General features: G+C 68.8%; 11 protein-coding genes. 3 read left to right on the top strand and 8 right to left on the bottom strand.

The features are described 5' to 3' along the window. Positions 1 to 19 precede the first annotated feature (19 nt). The 8 genes from ppc to A5713_RS04925 all read right to left on the bottom strand — a co-directional run bounded on the left by ppc (position 20) and on the right by A5713_RS04925 (position 10,128). Positions 20 to 2,827, bottom strand: coding sequence for a phosphoenolpyruvate carboxylase (ppc, locus tag A5713_RS04960; RefSeq protein ID WP_068093146.1), 2,808 nt, complete (start codon positions 2,825 to 2,827; stop codon positions 20 to 22). A 45-nt stretch (positions 2,828 to 2,872) separates the two neighbouring features. After that, positions 2,873 to 3,106: a preprotein translocase subunit SecG gene (gene secG / locus A5713_RS04955; RefSeq protein ID WP_067408932.1), complete on the bottom strand. Its 234-nt coding sequence runs from the start codon at positions 3,104 to 3,106 to the stop codon at positions 2,873 to 2,875. A 32-nt stretch (positions 3,107 to 3,138) separates the two neighbouring features. Further along, positions 3,139 to 3,924 (bottom strand): triose-phosphate isomerase, encoded by a 786-nt coding sequence (gene tpiA / locus A5713_RS04950; RefSeq protein WP_067928554.1) that lies wholly within the window; start codon positions 3,922 to 3,924, stop codon positions 3,139 to 3,141. Next, entirely contained in the window at positions 3,921 to 5,168 is a 1,248-nt protein-coding gene (gene pgk, locus A5713_RS04945) for a phosphoglycerate kinase (RefSeq protein ID WP_068093143.1), read from the bottom strand. The genes tpiA and pgk overlap by 4 nt, the downstream gene beginning before the upstream one ends. A gap of 12 nt (positions 5,169 to 5,180) precedes the next feature. Beyond that, on the bottom strand, positions 5,181 to 6,200 hold the full coding sequence (gene gap, locus A5713_RS04940) for a type I glyceraldehyde-3-phosphate dehydrogenase (protein WP_068093140.1): 1,020 nt from the start codon (positions 6,198 to 6,200) through the stop codon (positions 5,181 to 5,183). Positions 6,201 to 6,315: 115 nt separating this feature from the next. Then, complete coding sequence (locus tag A5713_RS04935) at positions 6,316 to 7,743, bottom strand: NAD(P)/FAD-dependent oxidoreductase (protein ID WP_068093135.1); 1,428 nt, start codon at positions 7,741 to 7,743, stop codon at positions 6,316 to 6,318. Further along, the gene (locus A5713_RS04930) at positions 7,740 to 9,497 is read right to left on the bottom strand and encodes a DUF3556 domain-containing protein (RefSeq protein WP_068093131.1); all 1,758 of its coding nucleotides are present in this window, start codon (positions 9,495 to 9,497) and stop codon (positions 7,740 to 7,742) included. Before A5713_RS04930 ends, A5713_RS04935 begins: the two co-directional genes overlap by 4 nt. A 148-nt stretch (positions 9,498 to 9,645) precedes the next feature. Then, positions 9,646 to 10,128, bottom strand: coding sequence for a hypothetical protein (locus tag A5713_RS04925; protein ID WP_231980252.1), 483 nt, complete (start codon positions 10,126 to 10,128; stop codon positions 9,646 to 9,648). A gap of 233 nt (positions 10,129 to 10,361) precedes the next feature. Here A5713_RS04925 and A5713_RS04920 point away from each other — a divergent pair, with 233 nt between their 5' ends. From A5713_RS04920 to A5713_RS04910, 3 genes are read left to right on the top strand one after another with little or no spacing between them, the layout of a single operon-like run. Continuing rightward, positions 10,362 to 11,102: a lysophospholipid acyltransferase family protein gene (locus tag A5713_RS04920; protein WP_156751757.1), complete on the top strand. Its 741-nt coding sequence runs from the start codon at positions 10,362 to 10,364 to the stop codon at positions 11,100 to 11,102. Positions 11,103 to 11,105: 3 nt separating this feature from the next. After that, the gene (fadD12, locus tag A5713_RS04915; RefSeq protein WP_082972791.1) at positions 11,106 to 12,746 is read left to right on the top strand and encodes an acyl-CoA ligase FadD12; all 1,641 of its coding nucleotides are present in this window, start codon (positions 11,106 to 11,108) and stop codon (positions 12,744 to 12,746) included. After that, positions 12,746 to 14,032, top strand: coding sequence for an alpha/beta hydrolase (locus tag A5713_RS04910; RefSeq protein WP_068093122.1), 1,287 nt, complete (start codon positions 12,746 to 12,748; stop codon positions 14,030 to 14,032). The genes fadD12 and A5713_RS04910 overlap by 1 nt, the downstream gene beginning before the upstream one ends. Positions 14,033 to 14,367: the final 335 nt, after the last annotated feature.

Raw genomic sequence — 14,367 nt, 5'->3', positions numbered from 1 at the left:
CGGACGGTTAGTCGAGGCGCTACCCGCTGTTACGTAACGCGCTCGCCAATCCGTTCATCGTCAGCAGGATGCCGCGCTGCACCAGTTCGTCGTCGTCGCCGGAGCGGTACCGCCGCAGCAACTCCACCTGCAGATGGTTCAGCGGCTCCAGGTAGGGGAAGCGGTTGAACACCGAGCGCGCCAGCGCGGGGTTGTCGGCGAGCAGATCCTCTTGACCGGTGATGAGCTTGTGCATCGCGATGGTCCGCCGGTGCTCGTCGACGATCTTGCCGAACACCCGTTCGCGCAGTTCCTCGTCCCCGACGAGCTCCGCGTAGCGCGCCGCCAGGCCCAAATCACTCTTGGCCAGCACCTGCGCCATGTTGGACAGCACGCTGCGGAAGAAGGGCCACCGCTCGTACAGCCCGTTCAGGATCCCGACGCGCTCCTCTTCGCTTTCGGGGCCGGCCGCGATCCACTGCTCGAAGGCCGACCCGGTGCCGTACCAGCCGGGCAGCATCACCCGGGACTGGCTCCACGCCAGCACCCAGGGGATGGCGCGCAGGTCCGAGATCGACGAGGTGGGTTTGCGCGACGTCGGGCGGCTGCCGATGTTCAGCGAGCCGATCTCGCTGACCGGCGTGGAGGCGGTGAAGTAGTCGACGAATCCCGGTGTCTCGTGCACCAATTCGGCGTACGCGCGCTGCGCCAGGGCGGCCACCTCGTCGAGCACGGCGTAGGCCGGCTCGGCCGCGCCGCCCAGGCCCTCGACGTCGAGCAGCGTCGACTCCAGCGTGGCCGCCACCAGGCTTTCCAGGTTGCGGCGCGCCGACTGCGGTTCGGCGTACTTGGCGGCGATCACCTCGCCCTGCTCGGTGAGGCGCAGCGAGCCGTTCACCGCGCCCGGCGGCTGCGCCAGGATGGCCTGATAGCTCGGCCCACCCCCGCGTCCGACCGTACCGCCGCGACCGTGGAAGAGCCGCAACCGAATTTCGTTTTTGCGGGCCACCTCGACCAGGGCCAGCTCGGCGCGATAGACCGCCCAGCTGGATGCCAGGTAACCGCCGTCCTTGTTCGAGTCGGAGTAGCCGAGCATCACCTCCTGGCATCCGCCCTGCGCGTCGACGACCGCCCGGTACAGCGGAAGAGCCAGCATCGCGTCCACGATGGCCGCGCCGTTGTGCAGATCATCGATGGTCTCGAACAGCGGCGAAATGGCCACGGGGCAATAGGGTTCGGGCCCGGAGGCGTCCAGCAGCCCGCATTCCTTCAGCAGGATCGCCACCTCCAGGACGTCGGACACCGAGCGGCACATGGAGATGACATAGTTGGGGACGGCGGCCGGGCCGTAGCGCCCGATGGCGTGCTCGGCGGCGCTGACGACCTCGAGCTCCTTGCGGGCCAGGTCCGAAAGTTGCCCTCGGTCACCGATGAGTGGACGCCGGGTGCCCAGTTCGCCCTCCAGCAGCGCGACCCGCTCCTCCTCGGGCAGGGATTTGTAGTCGGGGTGCACCCCGGCCCAGGCCAGCAGCTCCCCCACCACCTCCTCGTGGACGTCGGAGTTCTGCCGCATGTCCAAACCGGAGAGATGAAAACCGAAGACGCTCACGCCTTCTCGCAGCAGGGCCAGGCGGTCGTCGGCCAGCAGCGCGCTGCCGTGGGCGCGCAGGGACTCGTCGATGGTGTCGAGATCCCGTTGCAGTTCGGCCGGGGCCGCGTACGGTGGCAGGCCGAGGTCGAGCTCATGCTGCGGCCTGCGGTCCAGGATCTCGGCGCCCGTCGCGGTGAGCCGCGAGCGGATCACCCGCACCGCCCGCCGATACGGCTCGTCGGCGCGGGCCTGCTCGCCGCAGCCCTCGGCCAATTCGGCCAGCCCGGGTGTGACCGGGACGAGTCGGGCCGACATCGACAGGTCCTGCTCGAGGGCGGTGAGTTCGGCGAGGTAGTGCGACAGCGCGGTGAACGCGGCGCTGCCGGTGGCCTGGCGCACCACGTCGCCCGTCACGTTGGGGTTGCCGTCGCGATCGCCGCCGATCCAGGAACCGGGGCGCAGGATCGGTGCGGCGAGCAGATCGGCATCGGGCCAGCGCGCCCGCAATGCGTCCCGGACCTCGGCGTTGACCTGCGGGATGACCTGGAAGAACGCGGCCGCGTAATAGCGCAGCCCCACCTCGATCTCGTCGGTGATCTGCAGCCGGGACAACCGGAGCAGCGCGGTCTGCCACAGGGTGAGGACCTGGCGGCGCAACTCGCGCTCGATGTTGCGCCCGTCGTCGGTCTCGGTGTGCCCCTCGGCGTGCAGCCGCATCAGTTGGGTGATCCGGTGCTGGGTGACGAAGACGGTGCGCCGCCGGGTTTCGGTGGGGTGGGCGGTGATCACCGGGGAGATCAGGGCCCCGCGCAGCGCGGTCGCCACCGTGGCCGAATCGAGTTCGGCGCCATCGAGTTTGGCGTAGGTCGCGGCCAGGCTGCTGTCCTGCGGCGGCTCGCCCGCGGCGACGTGGATCGCACGGCGGCGCTCCCGGTGGATGTCCTCGGCCACGTTGGCCAGCAGCGCGAAGTGGCTGAATGCGCGGATGACCGGGATCGCTCGGTGAATGTCGATGCCGTCGAACATGCGCGCCAGGTCGGCCCGGTCGATCTCGGAGCGGCGCACCCGGAACGATTCCACCCGGGCGCGCTCCACGAGCTCGAAAACCTCGTCCCCGTTCTGCTCGCGCACGGTGTCGCCGAGGATCGTGCCCAGCAGCCTGATGTCGGCACGCATCGGCTCGGTCGCCTCGCGACCGACCAGCGTCCGTTGCACGGCGCCGATCGGTTCCAGCGCGATGTCGGAAACGTCAACCATGTGTCCCAGTATCGGTGCGGATCACGTGGTCCGCCCGCCGACGGGTCACCGGTACTTGATCAGCAGGGCCATCCCGATGATGGAGACCAGCCAGATGCCGGTGATGAACAGCGTCAACCGGTCCAGGTTCTTCTCCACCACCGTCGAGCCGGAAAGGCTGGACTGCACACCGCCGCCGAACAGCGTCGACAGGCCTCCACCCTTGGCACGGTGCAGCAGCACCAGCAACACCACCAGCACGCTGGTGACCACCAGGGTGATTTGCAGGGCCAACTCCATGACGGAGAGCTTACCGGGGTAGCCGGCCCGCCCTACGGAAGGGGCCCGCCGGCGGCGATCGCCGCCAGCGTCGCGAACTGCTCACCGTCTAGCGACGCCCCGCCGACCAGGGCCCCGTCGATGTCGTCGCGGGCGATCAGTTCGCCGATGTTCTTGGCGTTCACCGAGCCGCCGTAGAGCACCCGCACGGACTCGGCGACCTGCGGCGAGGCCAGCGAGGCCAATTCCGCGCGGATGGCCGCGCACACCTCCTGGGCGTCGCTCGCGCTGGCCACCCGTCCGGTGCCGATGGCCCAGACCGGCTCGTAGGCGACGACGACCTTGGCGATCTGCTCGGCGGACAGGCCGGCCAGCGAGCCGCGCAACTGCTCCTCGCAGTGCGGCACGTGATTGCCCGCCTCCCTGACGTCCAGGTGTTCGCCGATGCACACGATCGGGGTCAGCTCGTGCTTGAGCGCCGCGGCGGCCTTGGCGGCCACCAGCGCGTCGTCCTCGTTGTGGTAGGTGCGCCGCTCGGAGTGCCCGACCACGACGAAGCTGCAGCCCAGCTTGGCCAGGAAGGCGCCGCTGATGTCGCCGGTGTAGGCGCCCGAGTCGTGTTGGGACAGGTCCTGGCCGCCGTAGGTCAGCCGCAGCTTGTCGCCGTCGACCAGGGTCTGCACGCTGCGCAGGTCGGTGAACGGCGGCAGGACGGTGACGTCCACCCTGTCGTAGTACTTGTCAGGCAGCGCGAACGCGATCTTCTGCACCAACGCGATCGCCTCGAAGTGATTGAGGTTCATCTTCCAGTTGCCGGCGATCAGCGGCTTGCGGCTCACGCGTCCCCTCCACCCGGCTGCGGCTCCCCAAGCACCTCGATGCCCGGAAGTGTCTTACCCTCAAGGTATTCCAGCGACGCGCCGCCGCCGGTGGAAATGTGCGAGAAGTCGCCCTCCGGGATGCCCAGGGCACGCACCGCGGCCGCGGAGTCACCGCCGCCGACCACGCTGAACGCGCCCTTGCCGGTCGCCGCGGCGATGGCCTCGGCGACGCCGCGGGTGCCCGCGGCGAACGCCGGGAACTCGAACACGCCCATCGGGCCGTTCCAGAAGATGGTCGCGGCGTTCGACAGCAGGGCCGCAAAGCGTTTGACCGATCCCGGTCCGATGTCCAGCCCGATCACGTCGTCCCCGATGGCGTCCGCCGCCACCGTTTGCGGCGGCGAGTCGGCGGCGAACTTCTCGGCCACCACGATGTCCACCGGGAGCCGCAGCACGTCGACGTAGGTGTCCAGCAGTCGACGGCAGGTGTAGACCATCTCTTCTTCCAGCAGCGACTTCCCCACCGAAAACCCTTGCGCGGCGAGGAAGGTGAAGCACATCCCGCCGCCGATCACGATGCTGTCGGCCTTGGTGGCCAGCGATTCGATGACGCCGAGCTTGTCGGACACCTTCGACCCGCCGAGCACCACCGCGTACGGACGGGTGGTCGAGCTGGTCAGCTGCTCGAGCACCCGGATCTCGTCGGCCACCAGGGTGCCGGCATAGTGCGGCAGCAGCGTGGCCACGTCGTACACCGAGGCCTGCTTGCGGTGCACCACCCCGAATCCGTCGGAGACGAAAGCCCCTCCGGGCGAGACCAATTCGGCGAGTTCGCGAGCGAGGGCGAGCCGCTCGCCGTCGTCCTTGCTGGTTTCCCGCGGATCGAAGCGGATGTTCTCCAGCAGCAGGACGTCGCCGTCCGTCAGCCCCTCGGCGCGGGCCAGGGCGTCGCCGCCGACTGGGGAACGATCGGGGTCACCGGCCAGCTGCACGTGCCGGCCCAGGTGCTCACCGAGCGCCGCGGCGACCGGCGCCAGCGACAGCTTCGGGTCGGGCCCGTTCTTCGGCCGGCCTAGGTGCGCGGTGACCACCACCTTGGCGCCGGCGTCGACGAGCGCCCGCAGCGTCGGCACCGATGCGGTGATCCGGCCCGGGTCGGTGATGGCACCGTCGTCGAGCGGGACGTTCAAGTCGGAGCGCACCAGCACACCCCGACCCGAAACCCCTTCGGCCAGCAGGTCTTTCAGAGTTGGAATCGTCACGACTGCTTGGGCTTACAGCGACTTGCCGACAAGCGCGACCAGGTCGATGAGGCGGTTGGAGTAGCCCCACTCGTTGTCGTACCAGGACACCACCTTGGCCTGGTTGTCGATCACCTTGGTCAGCCCGGAGTCAAAGATCGAGCTGTGCGGGTCGGTGACGATGTCGCTGGACACGATGGGCGCGTCGTAGTACTTCAGGATGCCCTTGAGCCGGCCCTCGGCGGCGGCCTTGAACACCGCGTTGATCTCGTCGGCGCTCGCGGACTTGGCCAGCTCGACGGTGAGGTCGGTCACCGAGCCGGTGGGGATCGGCACCCGCAGCGCGTACCCGTCGAGCTTGCCCTTCAGCTCCGGCATCACCAGGCCGATCGCCTTGGCCGCGCCGGTCGAGGTCGGCACGATGTTCAGCGCCGCCGCCCGCGCCCGGCGCAGGTCCTTGTGCGGGCCGTCCTGCAGGTTCTGGTCCTGGGTGTAGGCGTGAACGGTGGTCATCAGGCCCTTGACGATGCCGAACTCGTCCTGCAGCACCTTGGTCACCGGCGCCAGGCAGTTCGTGGTGCACGACGCGTTGGAGATGATGTTCTGGCTGCCGTCGTACTTGTCGTCGTTGACGCCGAGCACGATGGTGATGTCCTCGTCGGTGGCGGGCGCCGAGATGATGACCTTCTTGGCGCCGGCGTCCAGGTGGCCCTTGGCCTTGGCCGCGTTGGTGAACAGCCCGGTGGATTCCACGACCACGTCGACGCCCAGGTCACCCCAGGGCAACGCCGCCGGGCCCTCTCTGACCTCGAGCGCCTTGATCTTGCGCGGGCCCACCACGATGGTGTCCTGGCCTTCCAGGCTGACGTCGTAGGGCAGCCGGCCCAGGATCGAGTCGAATTTGAGCAGGTGCGCCAGTGTGTGGTTGTCGGTGATGTCGTTGACCGCAATCACCTCGATGTCCGCGGTGCCCTGCTCCTGCTGGGCCAGCAGGGCCCGGTAGAAGTTGCGTCCGATTCGACCGAAGCCGTTGATGCCTACTCGGACCGTCACTGATCTCTCCCTGTCTTGACGATGTCTTTACTGAGTCCGCTGATTACGCGCTCGTGGTCAGCCTAGATCAGCAACCTGCGCGGTTGCCGCCCCGGTTCCCGCGACCAATGTGACGTCAGCCGCGGCGCGGCTTGTTCAGCCACTTCAGCGCCGACTCCGCGGCGTGGTAACCGCACAGGCCGTGGACGCCCGCCCCCGGCGGCGTGGACTGCGAGCACAGGTAGACGCCCGGGACGCCGAGCGTGTAGGGATTGACGGCGATGCGGGGCCGGAAGATGACCTGGAGGCCGTCGTTGGCGCCGCCGATGATGTCGCCGCCGACGAAGTTGGCGTTGTAGGCCTGAAGATCGGCGGTGCCCTTGCTGACGGTGGCGAGGACGCGGTCGCGGAAGCCCGGCGCGAACCGCTCGATCTGTGCGACGACGGCGGCGGTGGCGTCGCCGTCGTAGCCGAACGGCACGTGGGCGTACGCCCAGATCGGGTTGACGTTGCCCGCCGAGCGGGACGGGTCGGCCAGGTACTGCTGGCCGACCAGCACGAACGGCCGGTCGACCATCTTGCCTTGCGCGCGTTGGCGTTCCGTGTCCGCCATCTCGGCGAACGTGCCGCCGAGGTGCACGGTGCCGGCCGGGGCGCAATCGGGGTTGGTCCACGGGATGTCGCCCTCGATGGCGAAGTCGACCTTGAACGCCGACGAGCCCGCCCGATAGCGCCGGTACGACCGCCGGATCCGGCCGGGCATCGCGTCGCCGTAGATGGCGAGCGCCGCGGCGGGGCTGAGGTCGAGCATGACGATGTCGGCGCCGGGAATGTCTTTGCGGCCGGCAACCCGCACGCCGGTGGTGATGGTGCCGCCGTGCTCCGTCAACGCGGCGGCGAGCGCCTGGGTGATCGAGCCCGACCCCCCTTCGGCGACGGGCCACCCGTAGCGGTGCCCGCTGGCCAGGATCATCAGCCCGAGCGACGCGGTGAGCGGGCGATCCAGCCGGGTGTAGATGTGCGCGGCGGAGCCGCCGAACAACGCCCGCACCTGCTCGGTGCGAAACCAGCGGGCCATGGTGGTGGCCGGCAGCAACGCCCGCGGCCCGAAGCCGGCCAGCCGCATCGGGTGCCGCGGGACACCCAGGACCGGGCCGAGCAGATCCTCGGCCAGCTCGTCGAATCCCGACGCCAGGTCACCGATCGCCCGCCGCCATCGGGGGCCGTCGGACCCCATGCCGGCCACCGTCTCCTCGATCGACCGGTAGAGCACGCCGGCGGTGCCGTCGTCGAGCGGATGCGCGCAGTCGACCTCCGGCCACTTCCACTGCAACCCGTGGCGCTGGAGGTCGATCTGCTTCCACAGCGGCGAACCGACGCCCAGCGGGTGAAACGCCGAGCAGTGGTCGTGGATGACCCCCGGCATGGTGAGTTCGCCCGACCGGGCTCCCCCGCCCACGGTGTCGCTCGCCTCCAACACCTGCACGTCGACGCCGTTGCGCGCCAGGTGGATTGCCGCGGCCAGGCCGTTGGGGCCGGCGCCGACCACCACCGCCCTGGTCATAGGGCGCTGCGTCGCGTGGTGACCTGCACGGGGTACTCGTCGCCGGGCTCCGGCCAGGGCTGGCGGGCCAGCATGCTTTCCACGTCGACGTAGCCCTCTTCGGTCACGCCGGTCTTGGCGTCGACGATGCGGTACTCCTGGCGCTGGACGTGGATCGGCTGGCTTTCCAGAATGATCACCCGGACGTCGCCCTCGTCGAACCCGCAGCGCCGCTGGACCGCCGCGAGCAACTGCTCGTTGTGCAGGTGGCCTTCGCCGAAGTTCCATCCGATCAGCGGCCCGGCGATGATCTCACCGTCGCGCAGCTTGTAGTCCGCCTCATCCAACCCGTCGAGGGCGCGGGCCACCAGCCCGTTGAGCGTCCGCCCGTGCGTGTGCATGGACCGCCAGCCCATCAACTTGTCGATCATCATTTCGGCGGTGTTCGGATCGTAAAGCCGCGCAAGCTGTTTGGGGACCAGCGCCGCGGGCTTGGTAATGGCCGCGTCGATCTTGTCCTCAGCGCCCGCGCGCAGGCACCACAGGCTGGTGGCCCAGTTTCCGGCGTAATAGCGCATCGCCGGCAGGAACGAAATCTGCTTGGGGAACAGGTTTCCCACGATCGGCACCACCGCGAGCGCGGCGATCAGGATGACCAGCAGCAGCGGTGAGCTGAGGCCGAGGGCCGTGACGCCGGCATAGTGGCCGAACAAGTAGAACAGCGAGAACAGGAAGAACACGTTCCACTCCAACGGAACTCCCATCGGAATCGTGGAAGTGATGTTGAGGTGGAAAAGGACCATGAAGGCGATGAGAAACCACGCCCACCGGTGCCCGTCGGCGAAGAAGACCAGGACCAAGGGCACCAAGAATTCCGCCGTCGTCCCGCCAACGTGGGCCATCACCTTGGGCACCCACGACGGGCGCAGGTCGTTTATCGGGTCGAGGTAGAGCCTGCGCTTGAACCAGTTGAACGCCCTGCTGCGCAACACCGGGCTGTTACTCATCATCACCGCCACGACGTACGGGAAGTGGTGGTTGAGTTTTGACGTCGCGGCTCCCCACCACAGCGCCAGCATGATGATCTTGAAGGCGGCGATCTGGTCGGTGAAGGGAAAGAAGAAGACCAGCAGGGTCAGCCCGTAGTGTTCGCCGCGGGCGGCGAGGAAGACGGTCTTGTCGCGCAGCCCGAGCAGGGCCAGCGCGACAATGGTCGGCACCACCAGGACGGGATCGATGAGGCCGACGTCGCCGCCGGCGGTCACCGGCCCACCTCGCCCGGGCGAGAGCAACGCCCAGGCGCCCGAGACCAGCACGACCAGGTAGAGCGCCACGTCGACGACGGTGCGGTTGTCGCCACCGGTCAGCGGGATCTTGTCGGGCCACGGGGGCAGGCGAATCGTGTTGGGCCGCAACCAATACAGGAAGCCGCCGAACACCGGCCAGAACCGCGCGGTCAGCGGCCCCGATCCGCAGCCCAGGCCCAGGATCTCGAACAGCAGCGTGAAGATGACCACCTTCTGATACACGATCGGCTGCGCCCACCAGTCGGCGATGCGCCCGAGCCCGCCCAGGCCCGGCGTCAGCGAGATCACCGCGGCGGCGCCGACGACGTACACCGCGATCTTGACGATGTAGAAGAGGTAGACCGCGTACGGGGAGCCGAAGCCGTGTTCGACCCAGTGCCGGGTCATGATCTGCCGCCTGGTCGATCGCGGCAAACCGGGCCAGCTCTGGGGGTCGACGTCGGGAATGTCCGGGGTCATGAATCCCATGGGCGGCCTCGTTCGGTGTCGGCAGAACCAGTTGGCCCGTCAAATGTATCGGGACGGCGATGCGGGCGGGGCCGATTCGGGGCGGCCCACCCTCGGGCTGCCGCACGAGCGGCGAGAACCGCTGCGCCGCCGGTGAATTGATGCCGCGCTAGCGGATCGCGCTGCGCGGCCGCGGGGCGGGCGCCGGCGGCTGACCCGGAGCCCGGCGGGCGAAACGGTGGCGCAGCTTCTCGAGCATGGCGTCCAGGTTCTCGCGGTCCTGTTCCTCGATCCGCGCCATGCGCCGAAGGTTGCAGACGGCATCGACGTCGCCGTTGGCCTGCGCGGTGGCGATCGCCTTCTGATAGTCGTCGATCCGCTGCTCGATGAGCCTGCGGTTCTGCGAGAGCAGCCGGAGGAAATAGTCGGCCTGCCGATGATCCGCCGCATCCGGGGCGCCCGGATCCACGGCGGCCGCGCGCCCGTCGGCGGACGGCGAGGGGCCCGGCGCGGGGCGACCCGATTCGGGGCGGGCCACGCCGGCGTGGGGCGCACGAGCGCGCCGCTCACGGAGGCCGACGCTGCGCCGAGCGCCGCGCTCGTGGGACAAACCGGCAACGTCCATCGGCTCCCCGCTTCTCGAGATTTTCACTTAGGGCGTCGTAACAATAGCGTCCGCGACCGGACGGCACCATATCCCCGGACAGCGAAAAGAGATAAGCACCATGACGGCGGTTGTACCCCGATCGCTACCATCGAGAAACGCGACGCGGCCCCCACACTCGAGCGGCCTCGCGGGAGCGTCTAGGGAGGAACGTGACCGACAACGATCGCCCCGATGCCGGCGACATCGGCAAATTCGACCCCGTCTTGACCCAGCGCCTGATGGGCGTGATGCGCCCCGCCCTCAAGGCCTATTTCCGGTCGGAGGTGCGCGGCCTGGATTCGTTCCCCCCCGGCGGGGCGCTGGTCGTCGGCAACCACTCGGGCGGCATGTTCCCGATGGACGTCCCCATCTTCAGCGTCCACTTCTACGAGAAGTTCGGCTACGACCGGCCGGTCTACACGCTGAGCCACGACATCCTGATGACCGGCCCCACCGGCGAGTTCTTCCGGCGCACCGGATACATCCGCGCCAACCGGGAGAACGCGGCCCAAGCGCTGCGGTCCGGCGGGGTCGTGATCGTCTTCCCCGGCGGCGACTATGACGCCTACCGTCCGACGCTCTCGGAGAACGTCATCGATTTCAACGGCCGCAAGGGATACGTGAGGACCGCGATCGAGACGGGCGTTCCCATCGTGCCCGCCGTGTCCATCGGCGGGCAGGAGACGCAGCTCTACCTGTCACGCGGCACCTGGCTGGCCGAGCGGCTGGGGGTCAAGCGCCTCCTGCGCAGCGCCATCCTGCCGCTGTCGTTCGGCTTCCCCTTCGGATTCAGTGCCGTGATCCCGCCCAACCTGCCGCTGCCCACCAAGATCGTCACCCAGGTGCTCGAGCCGATTGACATCGCCGCCGAGTTCGGTGACGACCCGGACGTCGACGAGGTCGACGAGCACGTGCGGTCGGTGATGCAGCAGGCCCTCATGGACCTGGCCGCCAAGCGACGCTTCCCGATACTCGGCTGAGCCGTGGCTTCCCTCCTTGGTCCCGTCAACGACGCCGTCGGCATCATCACGACCCTGAGGCGCGCCGGCATGATCGCGCCGATGCGGCCCGACCGCTACTTGAAGATGGCCGCGGCCATGCGCCGCGAGGGCATGGGGATGACCGTGGGCTTTGCCACCGCGGCCCAACGCTGCCCGGACCGGGCGGGCCTGGTCGACGAACTCGGCACCCTGACCTGGCGCCAGCTCGACGAGCGGATCAACGCGTTCGCCGCGGCGCTGCAGGGATTGCCCTCGGGGACTCCCAAGGTCGTCGGGGTCATGTGCCGCAACCACCGCGGGTTCGTCGAGGCGGTGGTGGGCGCCAACCGGATCGGCTCGGACGTCGTGCTGCTCAACACGTCCTTCGCCGGGCCAGCGCTGGCCGAGGTGGTCAACCGCGAAGGCGTCGACGCCGTCGTCTACGACGAGGAGTTCACCGAGACGGTGGACCGCGCGCTGGCCGACAAGCCGGACGCCACCCGCATCGTGGCCTGGACCGACGGCGACCACGAACTGACCGTCGAGCAGCTCATCGCCGAGCACACCGGCCAACGGCCTGAACGATCCGGCCGCAAGGGCAGGATGATTCTGCTGACCTCCGGCACGACGGGAACCCCCAAGGGGGCCAACCAAACCGGCGGAAACGCCGGCATCGGCACGCTCAAGGCCATCCTCGACCGCACGCCGTGGCGCGCCGAGGAGACGGTGGTGATCGTGGCGCCGATGTTCCACGCCTGGGGCTTCTCGCAGTTGATCTTCGCGGCGTCGATGGCGTGCACGGTGGTCACCCGGCGCAAGTTCGACCCGGAGGCGACGCTGGACCTCATCGACCGGAACCAGGCGACCGGTCTGGCGGTGGTGCCGGTGATGTTCGATCGCATCATGGAACTGCCGCCCGAAGTGCGAAAGCGGTACAGCTGCAAGTCATTGCGCTTCGCGCCCGCGTCCGGCTCGCGCATGCGGCCCGATGTCGTCATCGCATTCATGGATGAATTCGGCGACGTGATCTACAACAACTACAACGCCACCGAGGCCGGCATGATCGCCACCGCCACCCCGTCCGACCTGCGCGCGGCACCCGACACCGCGGGCCGGGCCGCGGGCGGAACCGAAATCCGGATCCTGGACAGCGAATTCAACGAGCTGCCCACCGGCGAGGTCGGCACCATCTACGTCCGCAACGACACCCAGTTCGAGGGCTACACGTCGGGCACCACGAAAGACTTCCACGCCGGCTTCATGTCGTCGGGCGACGTCGGCTACCTGGACGACGCCGGCCGATTGTTCGTCGTGGGTCGCGACGACGAGATGATCGTCTCCGGCGGCGAGAACGTCTACCCGATCGAGGTGGAGAAGACGCTGGCGGCCCACCCCGACGTGGCCGAGGCCGCGGTGCTCGGCGTCGACGACGAGCAGTACGGGCAGCGGCTGGCGGCATTCGTGGTGTTGAGCCCGGGCGCTTCCCTCGACAAGGAGGCCACACCCGAGGCCCTCAAACAACACGTCCGGGAAAACCTGGCCAACTACAAGGTGCCCCGCGAGATCGCCGTGCTGGACGAACTCCCCCGCGGCAGCACCGGCAAGATCCAGCGCAACGAACTGCAGTCGCGGGTCAAGGGCTGATGCGCCGGTTGCCGCGCCGCTTGGTGCGTCCTTTGGTGCGCCCCCGCCCATTGGCGCGGGCCGCGCTCGAACTGGCCAATGCCGCCAATGGATTACGGCCGCTGGCCCGCAAGGGCTACAGCACCGTGCTGGTCTTCTGGTTCGGCTGGCCGACGTCGGAGGTGCCCGGCATCTACTTCTCCGTCTCGCTGCTGGACGCAGTGCGGCGCGCGCGGCTGGGCCACTTCGCGGGACGGCGCGGCAAGGCGGCGCTGGCCATGACCGCGGCGTCGTGGGCGATCCTGGGAGTGATCCGCTACCGCGGCATCACCACCCCGGGCCCGGTGCTGGAGGCGGGCCTGCGCGAGCAGCTCGGCCACGACTACGCCGAGGCGCTGAACGACCTGCCCCACGCCAAACCCACCCGCAGCGGGCGGCGCAGCCTGCCCCTGGGCAACACCGTCGCGCGCCGGCGCTACGTCGAGAAGACCAACGTGGTGTCCTACGGCCCGAACGGCCGCGCCAACCTCGCCGACATCTGGCGCCGCCGCGACCTGCCGCGCGACGCCAAGGCTCCCGTGCTGCTCCAAGTGCCCGGAGGCGCCTGGATGATCGGGATGCGCCGGCCACAGGCCTACCCGCTGATGAGCCACCTGGCCGCCCGCGGGTGGGTGTGCGTGTCGATCGGTTACCGCGTCTCGCCCCGCCACACCTGGCCCGACCACATCGTCGACGTCAAGCGGGCGTTGGCCTGGGTCAAGGAGAACATCGCCGACTACGGCGGTGACCCCGAATTCGTCGCCGTCACCGGCGGTTCCGCGGGCGGGCACCTGTGCGCGCTGGCGGCGCTGACCCCCAACGACCCGTCATTCCAGCCCGGCTTCGAGGACGCCGACACGTCGGTGGCGGCCGCGGTCCCGATCTACGGCCGCTACGACTGGTTCTCCACCGAAGGCGAGGGTCGTCCCGAGTTTATCTCGCTGCTCGAAAAGTTCGTGGTGAAGCGGGGATTCAGCTCGAACCGCGACGTCTACATCGACGCCTCGCCGATCCGCCGGCTGCACGCCGACGCGCCCCCGTTTTTCGTCCTGCACGGCCGCGACGACTCCCTGATCCCCGTCGGCGAAGCCCAGGAGTTCATCGAGGAGCTGCGCGCGGTGTCTAAGTCCCCGGTCGCCTACGCCGAATTGCCCAGCGCGCAACACGCTTTCGACATCTTCAGCTCACCCCGTGCGCATCGGTCCGCGGAGGCCGTCGCGCGGTTCCTGTCCTGGGTGTACGCGACAACCCCGCCCGATCGCGACTAGCGGGCCGCTCGTGCGCTCTCGCGCGGTTCCTGTCCTGGATCTACACGACGAACCCGCCCCGCCCGCGGCTAGCGGGCCGCTGGTGCGCTCTCGCAAATCCCTTGTGTCACTTTGGTTTCTGTGGTCACATTGTGGCGTTTTTTGTCGGTGGGTGTTTCTAGGGTTGGGGGTATGGGTGGCAGTAGTCGTGAGGAGATCGTCGAGGTCATCGACGCGCTCGATTACGATGCGGACCGCCTGTGCGGTTTGTCTTTTGATGTGCTGACCACCCCGGAGCGGTTGGCTGCCCTGGAGCGGGTGGAGCGGGTGGCCCGCCAGCTGCGCGCGCCTCAGCA

Origin of the sequence: Mycobacterium sp. E2497, from assembly GCF_001668695.1 — a bacterium.
Lineage (GTDB): Bacteria > Actinomycetota > Actinomycetes > Mycobacteriales > Mycobacteriaceae > Mycobacterium.
Note: the sequence above shows the minus strand (reverse complement) of the source record. Positions and strands in the feature narration are given on the sequence as shown.

Excerpts from the sequence above, each read along its gene's own strand:
- A5713_RS04920 (WP_156751757.1), top strand. The coding sequence starts at position 10,362 with ATGGGCGTGATGCGCCCCGCCCTCAAGGCCTATTTCCGGTCGGAGGTG.
- A5713_RS04910 (WP_068093122.1), top strand. The coding sequence starts at position 12,746 with ATGCGCCGGTTGCCGCGCCGCTTGGTGCGTCCTTTGGTGCGCCCCCGC.
- ppc (WP_068093146.1), bottom strand. The coding sequence starts at position 2,827 with ATGGTTGACGTTTCCGACATCGCGCTGGAACCGATCGGCGCCGTGCAA.
- secG (WP_067408932.1), bottom strand. The coding sequence starts at position 3,106 with ATGGAGTTGGCCCTGCAAATCACCCTGGTGGTCACCAGCGTGCTGGTG.
- A5713_RS04935 (WP_068093135.1), bottom strand. The coding sequence starts at position 7,743 with ATGACCAGGGCGGTGGTGGTCGGCGCCGGCCCCAACGGCCTGGCCGCG.
- A5713_RS04930 (WP_068093131.1), bottom strand. The coding sequence starts at position 9,497 with ATGGGATTCATGACCCCGGACATTCCCGACGTCGACCCCCAGAGCTGG.